Here is a 17,872-nt window from a genome sequence, read left to right on the forward strand (position 1 = left end):
AAAAAGGGGTTTTAAATATCATTTAATAATATTTACGTGCGGCGTCTGAATAAAGGCTGCTGCTGATCAAGGCCTGTTTGATAAGCCTCTGGAAAATCATTTAAACCCAAAAGGGCATCTTCCAGATTTTTATCACTATTCACCACAAAGGCATTAAAACCACAGCGCTTTAAATAACCCATTGTGTCTTTAAATACATCACCAAAGGCGCGCAATTCGCCCACAAAGCCAAAACGCTCACGCAATAAACGTCCAATTGAAAAACCACGTCCATCGGTAAAGGCAGGGAATTCCACAGCAATCAACGTAAGGCTGGCAGCATCTGCGCCCAGGCTTTCGGGCTCATCATCCGGGGCGAACCATACACCAACATCGCCACGACTAATTAGCGCTGTTTTCTGCGCTAAATACTGAGCCAGCGGCACTATCACCAAGCCACTAGCCGGCAACTCAGCAAAGCTGCCATCGCCCTCAAGGCGCAGCAGTTGTGCATCACAATTCACAATTTCAGCGTCTTTAATCATGCGCGCCATTATGCAATCTCCTTTGCATAAACACGGGTTTTAAAGGGCTGCATACCAATGCGATCAAACACATCAATAAAACGCTCTTCACCCAAGCGATTCTCAACAAATACCGCGATGATTTTTTCAATCACGTCCGGCATTTGTTCCTGAGCAAAAGAAGGCCCGACCACTTTAGCCAATGCCGCGCCATTACCCTGACGCCCACCTAAAGACACCTGATACCATTCGGAGCCGTTTTTATCGACGCCTAAAATACCGATATTACCCACATGGTGATGACCACAGGCATTCATACAGCCCGACATATTTAAATCAATTTCGCCCAGATCGTGTAGATAATCTAAATTATCAAAACGCTCCTGAATGGCAATGGCAATCGGGATTGATTTGGCATTTGCAAGCGAGCAGAAATCGCCACCAGGGCAGCAAATCACATCAGTCATTAAGCCGATATTAGGCGTAGCAAAACCAATTGCTTTCGCTTTTTCCCAAAGCTCAAATAAATCGGCTTGTTTTACATCGGCCAGAATTAAATTCTGCTCGTGCGAAACACGCAATTCACCAAAAGAATAAGCGTCGGCCAAATCAGCCACAGCGGCCAACTGATCGCTTGATGCGTCACCAGGTGCAACACCATGCTTTTTAAGGCTGAGCGTTACAGCGGCATAGCCCGCTTGTTTATGCTTAAACACATTGCGCTCTGCCCAGCGTGCAAAGCCTTTATTTTCTATTTTCTGCTGAACAAAGCCTGCATCGTCCCCTGCAAAAGCAGTGTAATCCGGCACGGTAAAGAAGCCTTTCATTCTGTCAATTTCGGCAGCCGTTAAAGTTTGCGGGCCATCTTTTACAAACGCCCATTCTGTTTCAACTTTGCTGGCAAAGGCTTCTGGCGTCATGGCTTTAACCAGAATTTTAATCCGCGCTTTATATTTATTATCACGCCGGCCATAGCGGTTATAAACGCGCAATACCGCATCCAGATAAGTCAGTAAATGAACACAGGGCAAAAACTCACGAATCACGCTACCTATAATCGGCGTGCGGCCAAGACCACCACCCACAATCACTTTAAAGCCAATTTCACCCGCTTCATTTTTTACAACATTTAAACCAATATCGTGCACCCAGATTGCCGCGCGATCTTCCACTGCACCATTGACGGCAATTTTAAATTTACGCGGTAAATGAGCAAATTCAGGATGGAAAGTAGACCACTGGCGAATAATCTCGCACCAAGGGCGCGGATCAAGTATTTCATCATGAGCCACACCGGCAAACTGATCCGAGGTGGTATTACGAATACAATTACCCGATGTTTGAATAGCGTGCATTTGCACCGTAGCTAATTCCGCCAGAATATCAGGCACATCTTCTAATTTGGGCCAGTTATATTGCAGATTCTGGCGGGTGGTGAAGTGCGCATAATCTTTATCATATTTACGTGCAATTTCGGCCAGTTTACGCAATTGCGTACTGCTTAAATGCCCATAGGGAATCGCCACGCGCAGCATAGGGGCATGGCGCTGGATATACAGGCCATTTTGCAAACGAAGCGGGCGAAACTCCTCATCACTCAGCTCGCCAGCCAAAAAGCGGCGAGTTTGATCACGGTACTGAACCACACGCTGGTCTACGATGCGTTGGTCGTAGTCGTCGTAGATATACATCTGAATCATCCAAAAAAGAGATCGGTCTATTCGCTGCTATTAAAGCTGCAATAAAAAGGGCAGAAAATCTCACTACCTGCAGAGATTGTCTACCCGAGTGTGCTTAGCTTAAAAGCCAATTTATCCATAGGACTATACCAGCGGCACTTTGCAAACTAAATGACTATTTTTGAATAAGGTTAGGCTGCAATCGGCATATACACTGATGTTTTGCATAATGATAAGCCCCTCAAACGGGGTATACCTGGCAAAAATTTAAGGCTTAAAGCACAGAAAGCACAGCACCCCAGCGCTTTACAGAAAAAAAGAAATAAAGAAATAAAGCTAAGTATTTACCTTGCTCTTTTCTGGCACCGGCCAATCATATGGGATATCCACAACGGTGTTTTATTTACACGGCTCTTGCACGAAGAGTATCCTCGCATTTCAATCGAACTTTGAATCCATAGCATGACACTCCAAAGCACCCCAATTAATCGCCTCGATTACACCCCGCCAGCCTTTTTGATCGACCGGGTGGATCTTACTTTTGAACTGGAAGAGAGCCAGACCCGGGTTAAATCTCGCCTGGTACTCAAGCGCAACCCCGAGGCTGCCCCAGAATTGCCTTTGCAGCTGGCAGGCGAAGAGCTGACACTTGAATCGATCAAGTTAGACGGCGCGCCACTGAAAGCGGATGCTTATACGGTTTCGGCTACGGGTTTAATCATTGCGACCATGCCGGACGAAGCCATTCTGGAAATCGTTACGATGATTAACCCGCTCACTAACACCAGCTTAAATGGCTTGTATGTTTCGAGCGGTAATTTTATTACCCAATGCGAGGCCGAAGGCTTTCGCAAGATTACTTATTATTTAGATCGCCCTGATGTGATGGCTAAATTTACCACCACCATCATTGCAGATAAAACCCGCTACCCTGTGCTACTTTCTAATGGCAATCGCGTAGACAGCGGCCAGATGGATAAAAACCGTCACTGGGTAAAATGGGTTGATCCGTTTAAAAAACCGGCTTATCTGTTTGCGCTGGTTGCAGGTAAATTAGTCATGCTGGCCGATCAGCACACCACACCAAGTGGCCGCCAAGTGGCGCTGGAGATTTTTGTAGAGCCGGGCAATTTGGATAAATGCCATCACGCCATGGCCGCCATTAAAAAAGCCATGCGCTGGGATGAAGAACGCTTTGGCCTTGAATACGATCTGGATACCTATATGATCGTTGCCACCAGCGACTTCAATATGGGCGCGATGGAAAACAAAGGCCTGAATATTTTCAACACAAAATATGTGCTGGCCAAGCCTGAAACCGCCACCGATGTGGATTTTGACGGCATTGATGCCGTAGTTGCGCACGAATACTTCCATAACTGGACCGGCAACCGTGTGACTTGCCGCGATTGGTTCCAGCTCAGCCTTAAAGAAGGGCTAACGGTTTATCGTGATCAGGAATTCTCTAGCGATATCGGCAGCCGCTCGGTGGAGCGCATCAATAATGTGAAAGCCCTGCGCGAAATGCAATTTGCCGAAGACGCTGGCCCGCAAGCACACTCGGTTCGCCCTGAGGCTTACTCAGAAATTAACAACTTCTACACCATGACCATTTACGAGAAAGGCTCGGAAGTGGTGCGCATGTATGCCACCCTCTTAGGCCGCGAAGGTTTCCGTAAGGGGATGGATCTCTACTTTAAACGCCACGATGGCCAGGCCGTAACGTGTGATGATTTCCGCGCCGCCATGAGTGATGCAAATGGTGTTGATCTCACTCAGTTTGAAGAATGGTATAAGCAAGCAGGCACACCAGAATTGGCCATCACTAGCCAATATGATGCCGCAGCCAAAACATATACCCTGAATATCCAGCAAAGCTGCCCGGCCACACCGGGCCAGGACGAAAAACGCCCATTCCACATCCCATTGGCATTGGGCCTCTTAGATAAGCACGGCAAAGACTTACCGCTGCAATTAGCAGGCGAAGCAGAAGCGCAGGGCACAACACGCGTACTAGAGCTTACCGCAGCCAGCCACAGCTTCAGCTTTATCAATATTGACGAAGCGCCAACGCCATCCTTGCTGCGTGATTTCTCTGCACCTGTGAAGCTCAACTACGCTTACAGCGATGCAGAACTGGTGTTTCTGATGGCCAACGACAGCGACGCCTTTAATCGCTGGGAAGCGGCCAATACCTTCGCCAAGAACCTGCTGCTGGCACTTTACGCCAGCAACGAAGAGCAGCCTTTGGCCCCTGCAAGCTTTATCAATGCGCTGCGTAAAGTATTAAGCGAAAAACTTGATCCTTCGCTGATTGCCCTGATGCTGGAGCTGCCACGCGAAAACTATCTGCTGGAGCAGCTGGATGAAGTCAACCCAGCCCGCCTGCATCAGGTGCATCGCAGTATTAAAGCGCAGATCGCCCGCGAATTACGCGCCGAGCTAATTGCAACTTATAATAAGCTCAATGATGGCAGCGCCTACCAGTATGAAAACGCCGGTAAACGCAGCCTGAAAAACATCTGTCTGGATTACTTAGCCGAGCTGGACGAGCCCCTTGTCACCGAGCTGCTCACTAAGCAATATCGTCTTTCCGACAATATGACCGATAGGCTTGCTGCGCTTAAAGCACTGGTCAACCGCGATGGCGGCGAAGCACAGCTGGCTGATTTTGCGGTGCAATGGCACGACGATGCGCTGGTGATGGATAAATGGTTTGCCCTGCAATCCACCAGCCGCCGCCCCGGTGCCCTCAGCCGGGTACAGGCTCTGATGGATCATCCGGCGTTTTCAATTAAAAACCCGAATAAAGTGCGCTCGCTGGTCATGGGTTTCTGCCTGCAAAATGCAGTGCATTTCCATGCAGCAGATGGCTATGGCTACGCTTTTGCCGCAGACCGGATTATCGAACTCGACAAAATCAACCCACAAGTCGCTGCCCGCCTAGCTTCCAGCTTTAACCGCTGGAAAAAAATGGAGCCGCAACGCAAGCAAATGATGCAGGCCGAGCTGCAACGCATTGCTCAGCAAAGTGAGCTATCCAGTGATCTGGCTGAGATTGTGAATAAATCTTTAAGCTAAACAAGGCCATTGGCTTAATTTATCTGAGCTGACATAAAACGGGTGAAGCATTTTTCAGTGCTTCACCCGTTTTTACATTTTAAATCCTTACTATATTGAATACTCCCTTTATAGCGCTCCACCCTCCATAAAAGTAAACCAATTCAAAAATACATCCATCAACAAAAATAATTTTATAAAGTGCAAAAAAACAACATTTTTCTTTAATTAAATTTAATTGAAGAAATGCTTACTAAAAAAACACACCGTAATTAATTTAGACAACCAAACAAAAAAGCGGGCTGAACAAACAGCAAAAACAAAATAAAGAAATATTATAATTTAATAATTAACAATATAACATAAACAACGAAATCTAATATTCACCCATACAATATTAAAAAAACAATTAATTAGTTAGACTACAAACCGCAGTCATACTGCTATTAATATAAATCTACCTGATTAATATAAACTTACTGGACGAAACAATGAAACTTAACAGCACAGCTTTAGCCGCCATCTTGATTTCTATTAGCAGCTTTTCAGCTCAGGCCACATTAAACAACCTGGTTTACAACGGTGATTTTGAATTAACCAGCAACGGGGTTGGCCAGCTGGGCGCAATCACTAATGCGACAGGTTGGACATCTGATTACGATGCTACCCACTTCGGCTTTAACTTTATCTTAGATAAAAACGCCGACAAGACCGGTTTTGCATCAGAAAATACCGCATCAAAAGGTACCAATATTTTCATGTGGGGCCCACAAGGTAGCGAAGGGCGTTTTTCAGACAATGGCTTCAAACAAAGTCATAACGGCGGCAATTTTTTAGGCTCTGACGGTGCATATGCCAACACCAAGATTTGGCAAAATATTAATAATTTAGTCATTGGCAATAAATATACACTGACATTTGAATGGGCTGCCGGCCAGTTTACCGATAGAACTGGCGAAACCACTTCAAACTGGGAAGTTTACTTTGGTAATCAAGCCCCAGTTTCAACAGAAATTAAATCCGTAGGATCAAAAGGTTTTAATGACTGGAGCTTTAAAGAATTTACTTTTGAAGCAAAAAATACGACTGAAACACTCGCCTTTTTGGCCAAGGGTACGCCCACAGGTGAACCCCCTTTTGCCATGATTGATAATATCAGCCTTGTCCCTGTTACCCCTGTTCCAGAACCTGAAACCTATGCGCTGATGGGCTTAGGTTTAGTTGCTTTGGTCGCACGCCGTCGCGCTAAAAAATAATAAGAAAAAAGGCTGTCCCAATGAAAAACCTGCAGTTGGGATGGCCTTTTACAACTACTAATAAAAAGCACAACCATGACTCTTCATACTCTAGCGATAGACAGCTTTCGACTGGCGCTCTGGTTATTTATTTTATGCATCGTCTTTATACCGCTGGAGCGCTTATTTACCCGGCAAACAGAGCGTATTTCCAGAGCGCAACTATTCAAAGATCTGGCGCTATATTTTATTAATGGCCTGCTGCCTGCCGCTTTAATGAGCCTGCCGGTTGCTTTTATCGCCCGCCTCTCTGCACATATCACCCCGCCACAGCTTAGCCAGTCCGTTGCACAACTTCCCCTAATCATCAGTTTTATTGCAGTGTTTTTAATTGGAGAGATCACCTTCTATTGGGCACACCGCCTCTGCCATCAGATTCCCTTGCTTTGGCGGTTTCACGCCCTGCATCATAGTGCCGAACATATTCATTTTTTGGTGAATACCCGCGCCCATCCTGCCGATATTATTTTCACACGGCTATTTAGCATCATCCCAATGTATTTACTTGGATTTGCCGGACAGGCCAATCAGGCTGCATCGCCCATGCTGGTGATTTTTATTGGCGTATTTTGGGGGTTTTTCCTGCACGCCAACATCCGCTGGCGCTTTGGCTTTATAGAGAAGATGATTGCGACCCCCGCTTACCACCACTGGCATCACAATCAGAATGAAAAACAAAATGTAAACTTTGCCTCCATGCTGCCCTGCCTAGATTTGCTATTTGGCAGTTATTTTGTGCCCAAAGTGTGGCCCAAATCTTATGGCCTTGCGCCTGTAACCACGTCTACTCTAAGTAATGATAAGTAACTGCGAGGCCCGATCAACACCTTTTCTGCGCTAAAAATGGCCTTACGCCTCCTAAAGCATAAAATCAATGCTTTAATGTTCATTCAAGCAGCCTAGTTTGCACAAATAATTAATCGACCGGTCTAGTATTATAACAACTTAATTTTCAAAGCAACGAGGCGTCACACCATGCATGCATCAGCACTTAACGGGCAAATGATTGTGATCTTGGGCGGCAGCTCCGGTCTTGGTCTGGCTACAGCTCGGCTCGCGATTCAAGAGGGAGCACGTGTTTATATCGGGGCAAGAAATGCAGAACAACTTGCTCAGGTACTGGTAGATCTGGGCCCCAATGCTGCCGGTGCCACGCTGGAAATTGGCGAAGAAGCATCCGTCAATGCCTTTTTTAAAGGCATTGATCACATGGATCATCTGGTTATTACTGCAGCAAACAACGCCCCAGCGCGTTTACTGGAAGGATCACTGGAGCAATTACGCATTAGCATGGATTCGCGCTTCTGGGGTGCAGTGATGGCGATCCGTGCTGCGGTGCCTCTGATGCCAGAGCATGGCTCTATTGTTATGACATCAGGCATGGTTAGCCTGCGCCCACGCCCTGCTATGTCGGTGGTGGCAGCAGCGGCCAGCGCCGTAGAAAGCCTCGCACGCTCTTTGGTCAGCGAGCTAGCTCCACGCCGCATTAATGTCATTAACCCCGGCCCTATGCATACCCCACTGCTATCCAGCGTACTGGATGATGCCGCACTGCAAAAACTGGCCACCCAGCTGCCACTGGGCAAACTAGGAACGGGTGAGGACTACGCTCAAGCTGCCCTATTTGCCCTGAGTAATGCCTATCTGAACGGCAGCACCATCCATCTTAATGGTGGCGCAGCCTGGGCTTAAGCCTGTAAATGCATCGCCTGCCTGAGCGGGGCAACACCACTTTTACCCCGCTTGGGCTTGCCCGCATAATCGGATGCCAGCAAGCTCGCGGCATCTTCAATTCCCTGCTCCTGCAACCATTGCTCCACCAGCTTTGCCAATCTGTCCAAGGCAATCCGGTGCGTGGCATCGGTGTTTTGATACAGCCAATCGCTAAAACTCATAAATCGATCAAATGGCGAATGACCCAACAGCACCGGCAGAGTGTTGGCAAAGCGGCCCGAATTAGCCACTAAATCCCAATAACGGGAAAAACGTACCAGACGCTGCATGGTGGCAAAGTCGATCACATTATTTGCAAGAATGGTGTACGGCGGGAAGCTGTCATACACCATGCCAAAATCCTCGGTATGGCGAATAATAGGCGTGCCACGCAGACGTTTTAAAATACCAAATTGAATTTCATGCGGGCGCAGGGCATAAAGCTGATCAAAGCCCCGGCCAAAACTCGCCATATCTTCCCCTGGCAGACCAGCAATCAAATCCACATGCAAATGCGCGTGCGAATGATTGATCAGCCAAGAAATATTATCCGCCGCCTTTTCATTGTTTTGCTTACGGCTCACCAAGGCTTGCACCTCAGGATTAAAGCTCTGAATGCCGATCTCAAATTGCAAAGCACCGGCAGGAAACTGACTAATGCCCGCTTTCAGGGCTTCGGGCAAATGATCGGGCACCACTTCAAAGTGAGCGAATACCGGATCATCCGGATGGGCGGCAATTTTATCCAGAAAGAACTGCATAATCTTTAAGCTGGATTTGATATTTAGATTAAACGTGCGATCTACAAATTTAAACAGCCGCGCCCCGCGCTGATACAGCGTTTCCATCTCGGCCAAAAACACATCCAAATCAAAGGGCCACGCCGTTTTATCCAGCGCCGACAGACAGAACTCGCACTTAAACGGGCAGCCGCGCGAAGCTTCTACATACAATGTGCGATGGGCAATATCTTCGTCGGTATACAAGGAGTACGGCAGCGCCAAATCGTTAAGCGGCGGCTGCACACCCACATGCGTTTTCATCAAGGGTTGCGGGCCTTGCAAAATCTGCTTACAAAGCTGCGGCAAAGTCACCTCGCCCCAGCCAGTAATTAAATAATCCGCCAGCTTAACAATACTTTGCTCAGCGCTTTCATAAGAGACCTCCGGGCCGCCTAAGATAATCTTGATCTGCGGCGCCACGCGTTTGAGCATCGCTACTACCCGCTCGGTTTCCTCCACATTCCAGATATACACGCCAAAACCAATAATCTTGGGGTGTTTAGCCAACAATTGCTCGACAATTTCGGTGGTCTTGGTGCCAATCACAAACTCCGCCAGCTGCGTCTGACCCTGTAAATCACCCATATTGGCCAGCAAATAGCGCAGCCCAAGGGAGGCATGGGTGTAGCGAGCGTTGAGAGTAGAAAGAATAATCGACATGGCAGACATCTGGCTGAGGCAAAGGGGGGCATTTTACGGGTTTATGAACGCAGGCGGCGATCAAATACAGGGAATGCAAAAAATGTCATACCTCACCCGCTTTCGCTCTATAGAATTAAATTCTTCAGAAAAACCAACGCCGCCATCAAAAAAACAACCGTAAGCAAAACACTGAACTGACAAAGAACCAGCAACAAAGCAAACTTTCTACTATTTTTGAAACCTTCAAACCATCACCGTAAATACAAGCAGAGAAACCCCATGCAAATACAAAAACACGACAAGCGTTACCAGCTTATTAAGTACCTTACCAGCGCAAGCTTGTTAATATTTATGTCCATATCAAACATGGCTTTTGCTGATGACTTTGAAAACCCCGAAAAACACATTCAGCATGTTTATCAAGAGTTGCGTCATGATTTATCGGCCAACGAGTCGCTAAAAAACTGCAACGAACGGGCAATTAAAGATTATTTACTGGCCAAATTCGATACATTCTTAAGCACGCAAAATTTACTTCACAATATTGGATTCAAGCTTACGGAAGAATCCATTTCTAAATTTTCAGATGACTTTAAAGAGCAGTTAAATACTGAATTTAAAAAATATATTATTCAGGATAATTTAATTGCCATTAAATCATTCTGCTCAGCAACAAATTTAAAAACACAAAATAGCAATGTCGATTTTACGGTTAGCTATGTAGTCACATCGGTAAAATTAGCCAATAAAAAATCAAAACGTGTCGATTTTTTTCTTCTCAGGGGCTGGGATCATTGGCTGATCGCCGACATCATCTCTGGAAACGATTCGCTTGAAGAAAGATATCGCAATAAATTTGGAAAAACAATTCACACAGAAGGGTACACAGGCCTTCTAAAACAGCTTACAGAAATCAATAAAGAGCAAATAAAACCAACGCTGAGCAACTAGCACTCTCTATTTTAAAAAGCAATAAAAAGTCTATCTTAGGCGATCTAAATGCATAGCAAATTAATTCGTTTTTTCCTCATTAGCAGCTTTGCTTGTATTCCATTATCAATACTCATAGCGTATATTTTTGGCAATAGTGGCCATGGAGGATCGGGGGGCTGGGGTAGTCTTTTTCCTGCCACTATATGCTCCGCCATACTTTTAGCTCCTTTACTTTTGGCTGTAAGCATTTCTCTCAGGCTACACAAAAAGAATACAGAAGACCAAAAGCACACCTACGCAAAACTGATGCTATTACTAGCGGTTATTTCATTATTACTTGCACTATTTTCACTGGATTTAATCTTTTCCATCATATTCAGCAACTACAAAAGCATAACAGATCTATTATTTTAAACATTTACTAACCATATCCTTATTAAAAAAGCCAGATCATCCAATCTGGCTTTTTTATATTACTTCCAATAACATACTTAATGTTTCAAAATCTGCAAAGGCATACGCAGCATTTCGTCGCCATGGCTGGCAAAGTACCAAATGATCCCGATCAAAGCGCCAACGGTGATTAAATACCAAACTGTGGAAAAGATTTGCCCGTAGCGATCCAGCGGCAATAGGTGGCTTTGATGCCGGCCACGCCATTCAAAAATGATTTCTACACTGCCAATCAATAATAAAAACCCAAGTAATGCCAGGCCCAGTGAATAGCTAATAAACACACCCAGCGCCGCACCCACCACGCAGGCAATCAAGCCCAATTTGCTATTCATCGAAAAACTGATACTTTTTAAGATATGCCCGCCATCCAGTGGCAAAATGGGTAATAGATTAAAAAGATTAAGCAGTGCATTAAAGGTAGCCAACCCTGCAAACAGCATCGAGCCTGTCAACCAATAAATAATTAGGCAGGCAATTGATAACAAGAGGCCAAAGCTTGGCCCCATAATGGAAATCACCACATCCTGCCAACGGGTATTAATTTTTTCATCCGACAAAGCTAATCCCCCCATAAAGGGGATCAAATAAATACCCTTGGTTTTTAAGCCAAAATATTTCATTGCCCGAATATGCCCATATTCATGAAAAACCAGACAGGCAATCAGCGCAATTGCAAATTGAAAAGAAAATAGCCATGAATAGGCAGCAACACTGGCCCCGGCTAGGGCCACTTTTACCAGTTTGGCACTTTTCAGCAGTTTCAGCGCCAGCGCACCCAAGCCCAAAATACTGAGTTTATTGGGCTTTATATTTTGCTTTACAGGTATTTGTCGCTCAATATCCTGCGTATTTCGCTCGCCTTTAAGCGCCTCTTTTTCATCAATCAATAAGCGATATCTGAGAATAAAAGGCTGCCATTGCAAATCGGTTTCAAGATAAACGCGCGTCGTTGCCGCAGTGCCATCCGGGCTGACTGCCGACAGCTCAAATTGCAAAACACTTAAGCCTTCACGCTCTGCCGAGGCGTTTTTTTCAGCGACTAAGGTATTGTCCCAAAATAACTGCTGCCAGCCCGCTGGCGTACCCTCAAGCCTGAGCGATTTTCCAAGGCAATTAATATTTAATAATTCCACAGCATATCCAATTTAATCATCAATTAATCGTGCATAAAAACTGAGCAAATGAGTCTATTTAGCAGGTTTACAGATATTCAAGGACGCTCACACCCCCCAGGCCAGTGGTGATCTTAGTCAGCTTGCTAGGCCTGCGGCGTTTTGTACACTCAACAAAATGCGGGCGGGGATCCGCAAGTCACACCCTAAACCTCATTAAAACAAGCCACCATCTTGGTTAAATACGCCTCACTGCCCGGCTCACCTTCTGCGGGTGCCCAGCTGGCTTTTTCGCTGTCGCTGAGCGGCACATAAGGGCCGGCCTTGCTTTCAAAAAAGACCGAGCCACTTTCTAATGCCACCATGCTGTGAAACGCGCCAGCGGGAATATTGATTCCTAAATGGCCATCAGCAGCCAACACCGCCTGCGAGGTGATCTTGCCAGTCTCATCAAAAATCAGCACCCCAAAACGCCCGCTCAGCACAATCATGGTTTCATCTTTTTCCACATCTGAATGGCGATGCGGCTGCACATACGTGCCCGGCTCCAGCGCATTCAAAAGCCGGTGACAGGCCGATTCATTACTGGCATGAAAATTCAGATTTTTACGCAATCTTGGGCTGTCTTTTGCCGCTGCGGACAAATCGGCCAGCGTGCCTTTATTAATTAAACTCATCATATGATTGGTCTCTTTTGGAATCCGATTAGCCAGCGTTTTCAGCGAGCCTTGATAGAGAGCTAAACCTTGAACCACAGGGTAAAACGAAGACACAGCGTTTCACAGAGAACCCCACACTATCCTTGGCCTTCTCTGTGAAACGCTGTGCTCTCTGTGGTTTGAGATTTGACTCCCTTAAGCTTTACGCTGAAGTATCTTTGGAATGATTTGAAGCTGGCTCTAGGCCGCTTGCCACCCTGGAAGGGGGAACACTTTATCGTAAACCCAGTTATAGACAAAGGCATAAACCAGATAAAACGTAGCAAAGCCCAAGTCCATCACAAAGGCTTCCCAAAGACCGATATTCAGCCACCAAGCCACCAGCGGCAAGCTGACAAATAATAAGCCGCCTTCGAAGCCAAAGGCGTGCACAACGCGCTCCAGTGTATTTTTCTTAACCCGTTTTTTCCAACGAGCAAGCAAGTGATCAAACCCTAGGTTGTAAAGGTAATTCCACACGGCTGCAATCACCGACATCGTAACAGCCAGCACACCCAAATCCTGCATTGAAAAACCAAACGCCCAATGCGCCAAGGGTACAAACAGCAAGAAGCCAATCACCTCAAAACCTATTGTTTGCCGGATACGATCTGCCCGGCTTCTCATTTGCACTTTCATCATCTGGCTCTCATTTCAAAGGTAGCCACCATAGTAAACTGCTTCTATGATGGTTGTTAGTTAGAAACCATCACAAAAACAGATAGATGAAATATTCATTAGATCAACTCAGCGCCTTTAAAGCTGCCGCAGAATGTGGTTCTTTCTCTGCAGCTGCCCGCCGCCTAGGCCGAGCGCAATCCTTGATCAGCACCGCCATTGCCAACTTAGAGATTGATTTAGGCGTCAGTTTATTTCAGCGCGATGGCCGCTACCCCCAGCTCAGTGCAGAAGGTGCACGCCTTTTACCTGAAGCCATCGCCATTTTGCAGCGCTGCGATCAACTGAGCGGCATCGCCCATGGACTGACTGCGGGGCAGGAAGCCAAACTGCGCTTAGCGGTAGATGACTCCGCACAAATGCCTTGGCTGGGCGACCTACTGCAACAGCTTGCGGTAAAATTCCCACACTTAGAGCTAGAGCTGTTATTCCCGATTATGGAAGACCTCTACAAACTGCTGCTCTCAGGCCGGGTTGATCTTGGCATCAGCTACGAGGCCGCCGAGCATCCCAAAGAGCTGGCTTTTCATGCTTTAAGAGAGTGTGAAATGCAATTTGTGGTATCCCGCCAACACCCTTTAGCCCAGGAAAAAACCCTTACTTTAGAAATACTACAAAACCACAGGCAGCTGATGGTCACCGGCCGCCACAGTGGCGCAGAAAAAGAGCGCTTCAGATACTCCCCCTCAGTCTGGTGGGTGGAAGGTGATTGGGCCGTGCTGGAGCTGGTTCGCCGGGGCTTAGGCTGGGCTTGCCTGCCCAATCACTTTGCAGATCTGGCTTTAGAGCAGGATATTGTGCAACTGCCACTCCAACACTTTGAAAGCCGCTTACAGCTGGGCGTGCAACTGGTCTGGCACCCTGCTCACCCCCTAGGCTTAGCGGGGCAATGGCTGAAAGAAACTTTAATTCACAATTCAAGCCCAATAAGCGGCAAATCGGGGTGAAATAAACCCCTATTCAAGTTGTGGATTAGCCAAATAATTCAAACAGCCAGACTCTCGGTATAATCACCCCTTTGTCACCTTTCGTTCAGGCCAGCCATGTACCTGCCAGATCCTCGCCTCTACGCCAGAGTTAACGCACAAAACCCCATTATTCGACTGTTGATGTCGCTGCTGACCGAATCGTCCAGCGCGCTCGTCAGTCAAAAACGCGAGGAGCTCACACGGCTGCTCGCCGACACCCTAGCCATCAATGATCATGCCGGTTTAAACGCAGCCATGACGCAAGCACCGTCTTTAGACGCTTATCTGGAGCTATGGAGCCTGCTGCGCGCTGCCGTTGAAACTGCACCTAAAGATGCAGAGCAATACGCCATTCCTTTTGCCATCCCGGTTATTTTGGTGGCTGGTTTTAAAGGCACTACCGAGCTGGCAGGCCAGCTTAAAGATGTAGATGCCGTGCAGGCCCTATTAAAGCAGCACGAAGTCATCGCGCCCGACGCCGACGTTTGGCTATCCGCCAAATTGGTGCATGCCGAAACACTGGCCGGAGTTAATCCTTCGCAGCTGTGTCAATGGCGCGATCAGTTGCAATACGCCTCGGGCGGCTTGCCGATTGATTTAAACACCTCGCCAATGCCGCTGAAAGACGAAGCCGTTTTCCTGCGCTATCTGGTGGGCGTGGCGATGCAAAAGAAAGATGCAGCACCCGCGATTAAGCTGGGTGGCAATCTGGGCGCATGGGGCATGCAGTTGGCTAATTTAATTGGCGAGCAGCTTAAAACCAATGGCGTGACTTTATTTCCTATTCCACGCACCCCCATGCCGTGGCTGACTGCCGGTGAAGCAGGCCGCGAAACCCAGCTGGAAACACGTTTGCAGCTGATGACCAGCAATGCGCTGCGCAGCATACGCAGCAAAGGCCGCACGCCTGTCATCTGTATCGCCGCGCACGAAAACGCCGAAATCCGTATTACCTTTTCGACCATCGAAGATGCTGAGCGCTGGGAAGGCTTCGTCTGGCCGCTATCGGCTTGGGATCATGTCGAAAAAATCCACCAATACGCGGTCGAATTATTCCGTGAGTGCATGGTGACGGATATTCGCATTATCGAAAACGTACAGCCTGATATGGATAATGATCAGTTGCCGTTCTTTGTAACGGCGCATATTAAGGCGGTTGTGCAGCATTAATTGATTTTGTAGGGCGGAGGAGTCCCCCATAGGCGCGAACCAAAATACAAAAAGACCTTTTTAGTGCCTTCGGCACGTTGATTTTGGAGCGGTTGGCCACCGCGGGGGCCTTCCTTTCTTGAACGGCCAAGAAACGAAGCCAAGCCACAACCTCAAAGCACGAAGGCCCCTCATCTGCGGACAATCGAGCGGCGGCTGCGGAACTCGCTTCGCTCAAACAGGCATCAAAGAAACCCCGCCCGCTTGTTCCTCACTTCGGCGTGTTTCAAGGGGACTCTAAAGCCCCGTGCAGAGAACGCGGTTATTACGTTTTTTTTGCTGTTTACTAATAAAAAATAATTTGCTTAGCACGTATGGTGTTGCACCCGCCCTACGATAAATTTCCACTTCCAATATCGAGGCCACCATGAGCCATTATCAACACCACGTATTTTTTTGCCTCAACCAGCGCGAGCCGGGTGAGCGTCAGAGTTGCGCCAGCTGCGGCGCAGTTGAGATGTGGGAACACGCCAAGGGCCGCATCAAAAAACTAGGACTAAGCCAACCTGGCAAAGTACGGATTAATAAAGCAGGTTGCCTTGAGCGCTGTGAAGAAGGCCCGGTACTGGTCGTTTATCCTGAGGCCGTTTGGTATACCTATATTGATAAAAGCGATATCGACGAGATTATCGACGAGCACATTGTCAATGGCCGTGTTGTTGAGCGTTTAAAAATTTAAGCGCCCTCCAGCATGTATAGGGGCAATCCGCATTCGCCTGATTGCCCGTAGTTTTTTATCCACTCATCAGGCGGGGCCGCCCCGCAAAGCCACACGCTATGAGCACACCCCGTAAAGCCCCCTCTTTTGAACTCATTGAGATTGATGGTCCGGCAGGTAAACTCGAATGTTTACGCCTCTCATCCGCCCTCGAAACCACAGTCGGCATTGTGCTGGTCGCCCACCCCAATCCCACCGAAGGGGGCACGTTCAGCAATAAGATTGTGCATACCCTCGCAAAAACCCTCAGCCGCTTAGGCTATGTGGCCTACTGCCCCAATTTACGTGGCGTGGGCAACTCGGCAGGCACTTTTGAAAATGGCGTTGGTGAAGTCGATGATATGGCCGCCGTGCTGGCTTTTGCTAAAAGCGAGCATCCAACACTTAGTCGCCTGACATTAGCAGGCTTTTCCTTTGGTACCTTTGTGCAAAGCCAACTCTGCGAGCGCATAGGCAGCGATCAGGTGGAAGGCCTGATTCTGATTGGCCCTGCGGTCAGCCGACATAACTTCCCTGCTGTGCCCGTCAACAAAACGCTGCTGATTCATGGCGAAGAAGATGAAGTCATCAGCTTAGACACCGTACTGAACTGGGCCAGACCGCAATCGCTGCCCGTCGTGGTGTTCCCGGGCGTAGGACACTATTTCCACGGCAAGCTTACGCAGCTGGGCGATTGGGTGAATAAAGAATGGCGGATTAAATGAACCTGCACGCCGGGCCATTTGCAAACTGGCTGCTGCTGACGTCATACCTCGTCAGTGGTGGCCTGATTTTGCATGCAGCTTTGCGTATCCCATGGTTTGCCCTTACTCAGGAGCGCCTTACTGGCTGGTTTGGCGCAAGCGTGTTTGTGTTGTGCTTCTGGCAAATGAAAGCCAGTATTCAGCCGGGGCTGTCGTTTCACTTGCTTGGCGCCAGCGCACTCACCATGATTGCCGGGCGCGATAAAGCACTGCTGGGGCTGGCCGCCGTGCTGATTGCAGATACGGCCTACGGGCACTCTGCATGGGCAAGCATGGGCCTGTCCTGGCTGATTATTGCTTTTTTGCCGGTGACGCTCACCGATGTCCTGTTTAACTGGGCGCAGCGCGCTTTGCCCGCTAATTATTTTATTTATATTTTTGTAAATTGTTTTGCCGCAAGCATGCTTTCTATGTGGTGCACCGGCCTCTTTACCTGTGGCCTGCTTGCAGCCAGTGGGGCCTATCCTGTCGATTTTCTGATAGAAGAACAGCTGCCCTATTACTTTCTAATGGGCTGGCCCGAGGGCTTTACAAGTGGTGTCTATTTATCTTTATTAGTGATCTGGCGGCCCCAGTGGGTCAGCACCTTTAATGATGCCTTTTATCTTACTCACAAAAATTAGCCTGTTACGCCGCACCGCTTACAAAGCATTGCATCAAAAAACACATCGCCTCTTATTTAT

Annotated in this window: 16 protein-coding genes; 10 read left to right on the forward strand and 6 right to left on the reverse strand. The window is 47.7% G+C overall.

Translation table 11 applies throughout. From position 1 onward, the window contains the following. Nucleotides 1–32: 32 nt before the first annotated feature. Together DYD62_RS14835 and DYD62_RS14840 are read right to left on the reverse strand one after the other, a co-directional pair. Nucleotides 33–533: a DUF934 domain-containing protein gene (locus DYD62_RS14835; RefSeq protein ID WP_115228082.1), complete on the reverse strand. Its 501-nt coding sequence runs from the start codon at nt 531–533 to the stop codon at nt 33–35. Then, nucleotides 533–2,194 carry a nitrite/sulfite reductase gene (locus tag DYD62_RS14840; protein ID WP_115228083.1) on the reverse strand — a complete coding sequence of 554 codons (1,662 nt, stop codon included), beginning with the start codon at nt 2,192–2,194 and terminating at the stop codon, nt 533–535. Before DYD62_RS14840 ends, DYD62_RS14835 begins: the two co-directional genes overlap by 1 nt. A gap of 450 nt (nt 2,195–2,644) precedes the next feature. Here DYD62_RS14840 and pepN point away from each other — a divergent pair, with 450 nt between their 5' ends. From pepN to DYD62_RS14860, 4 genes are all read left to right on the forward strand, one after another. After that, the gene (pepN, locus tag DYD62_RS14845) at nt 2,645–5,263 is read left to right on the forward strand and encodes an aminopeptidase N (RefSeq protein ID WP_115228084.1); all 2,619 of its coding nucleotides are present in this window, start codon (nt 2,645–2,647) and stop codon (nt 5,261–5,263) included. A 470-nt stretch (nt 5,264–5,733) separates the two neighbouring features. Continuing rightward, complete coding sequence (locus tag DYD62_RS14850; protein WP_233702920.1) at nt 5,734–6,498, forward strand: PEP-CTERM sorting domain-containing protein; 765 nt, start codon at nt 5,734–5,736, stop codon at nt 6,496–6,498. Nucleotides 6,499–6,573: 75 nt separating this feature from the next. Then, a complete protein-coding gene (locus DYD62_RS14855) occupies nt 6,574–7,344 on the forward strand; it encodes a sterol desaturase family protein (protein WP_115228085.1) in 771 nt (256 codons plus the stop codon). A gap of 168 nt (nt 7,345–7,512) precedes the next feature. Then, complete coding sequence (locus tag DYD62_RS14860) at nt 7,513–8,229, forward strand: SDR family oxidoreductase (RefSeq protein ID WP_115228086.1); 717 nt, start codon at nt 7,513–7,515, stop codon at nt 8,227–8,229. Here the strand turns inward: DYD62_RS14860 and DYD62_RS14865 are convergent. Next, entirely contained in the window at nt 8,226–9,692 is a 1,467-nt protein-coding gene (locus DYD62_RS14865; RefSeq protein WP_115228087.1) for a B12-binding domain-containing radical SAM protein, read from the reverse strand. The genes DYD62_RS14860 and DYD62_RS14865 overlap by 4 nt on opposite strands. A 261-nt stretch (nt 9,693–9,953) precedes the next feature. On the opposite strand from DYD62_RS14865, the gene DYD62_RS14870 reads away from it, so the two are divergent. After that, nucleotides 9,954–10,625 (forward strand): ABC transporter substrate-binding protein, encoded by a 672-nt coding sequence (locus DYD62_RS14870; RefSeq protein ID WP_115228088.1) that lies wholly within the window; start codon nt 9,954–9,956, stop codon nt 10,623–10,625. 473 nt (nt 10,626–11,098) lie between these two features. On the opposite strand, the gene DYD62_RS14880 is transcribed toward DYD62_RS14870, so the two are convergent. From DYD62_RS14880 to DYD62_RS14890, 3 genes are all read right to left on the reverse strand, one after another. Beyond that, nucleotides 11,099–12,196: a site-2 protease family protein gene (locus DYD62_RS14880; RefSeq protein WP_207916786.1), complete on the reverse strand. Its 1,098-nt coding sequence runs from the start codon at nt 12,194–12,196 to the stop codon at nt 11,099–11,101. 185 nt (nt 12,197–12,381) lie between these two features. Beyond that, nucleotides 12,382–12,855, reverse strand: a complete 474-nt coding sequence (locus tag DYD62_RS14885; protein WP_172476502.1) for a WbuC family cupin fold metalloprotein — start codon at nt 12,853–12,855, stop codon at nt 12,382–12,384. A gap of 219 nt (nt 12,856–13,074) precedes the next feature. After that, nucleotides 13,075–13,515: a PACE efflux transporter gene (locus tag DYD62_RS14890; RefSeq protein WP_207916787.1), complete on the reverse strand. Its 441-nt coding sequence runs from the start codon at nt 13,513–13,515 to the stop codon at nt 13,075–13,077. 83 nt (nt 13,516–13,598) lie between these two features. On the opposite strand from DYD62_RS14890, the gene DYD62_RS14895 reads away from it, so the two are divergent. From DYD62_RS14895 to DYD62_RS14915, 5 genes are all read left to right on the forward strand, one after another. Next, nucleotides 13,599–14,498 (forward strand): LysR family transcriptional regulator, encoded by a 900-nt coding sequence (locus DYD62_RS14895; RefSeq protein WP_115228091.1) that lies wholly within the window; start codon nt 13,599–13,601, stop codon nt 14,496–14,498. A gap of 96 nt (nt 14,499–14,594) precedes the next feature. Then, complete coding sequence (locus DYD62_RS14900) at nt 14,595–15,689, forward strand: hypothetical protein (protein WP_115228092.1); 1,095 nt, start codon at nt 14,595–14,597, stop codon at nt 15,687–15,689. Nucleotides 15,690–16,095: 406 nt separating this feature from the next. Then, nucleotides 16,096–16,407, forward strand: a complete 312-nt coding sequence (locus DYD62_RS14905) for a (2Fe-2S) ferredoxin domain-containing protein (RefSeq protein ID WP_099397774.1) — start codon at nt 16,096–16,098, stop codon at nt 16,405–16,407. Nucleotides 16,408–16,505: 98 nt separating this feature from the next. Then, entirely contained in the window at nt 16,506–17,150 is a 645-nt protein-coding gene (locus tag DYD62_RS14910) for an alpha/beta hydrolase (protein WP_115228093.1), read from the forward strand. Then, nucleotides 17,147–17,812 (forward strand): energy-coupling factor ABC transporter permease, encoded by a 666-nt coding sequence (locus tag DYD62_RS14915; RefSeq protein WP_115228094.1) that lies wholly within the window; start codon nt 17,147–17,149, stop codon nt 17,810–17,812. The genes DYD62_RS14910 and DYD62_RS14915 overlap by 4 nt, the downstream gene beginning before the upstream one ends. Nucleotides 17,813–17,872: the final 60 nt, after the last annotated feature.

The sequence above is a fragment of the Iodobacter fluviatilis genome (genome assembly GCF_900451195.1).
GTDB classification, from domain to species: Bacteria; Pseudomonadota; Gammaproteobacteria; order Burkholderiales; family Chitinibacteraceae; genus Iodobacter; species Iodobacter fluviatilis.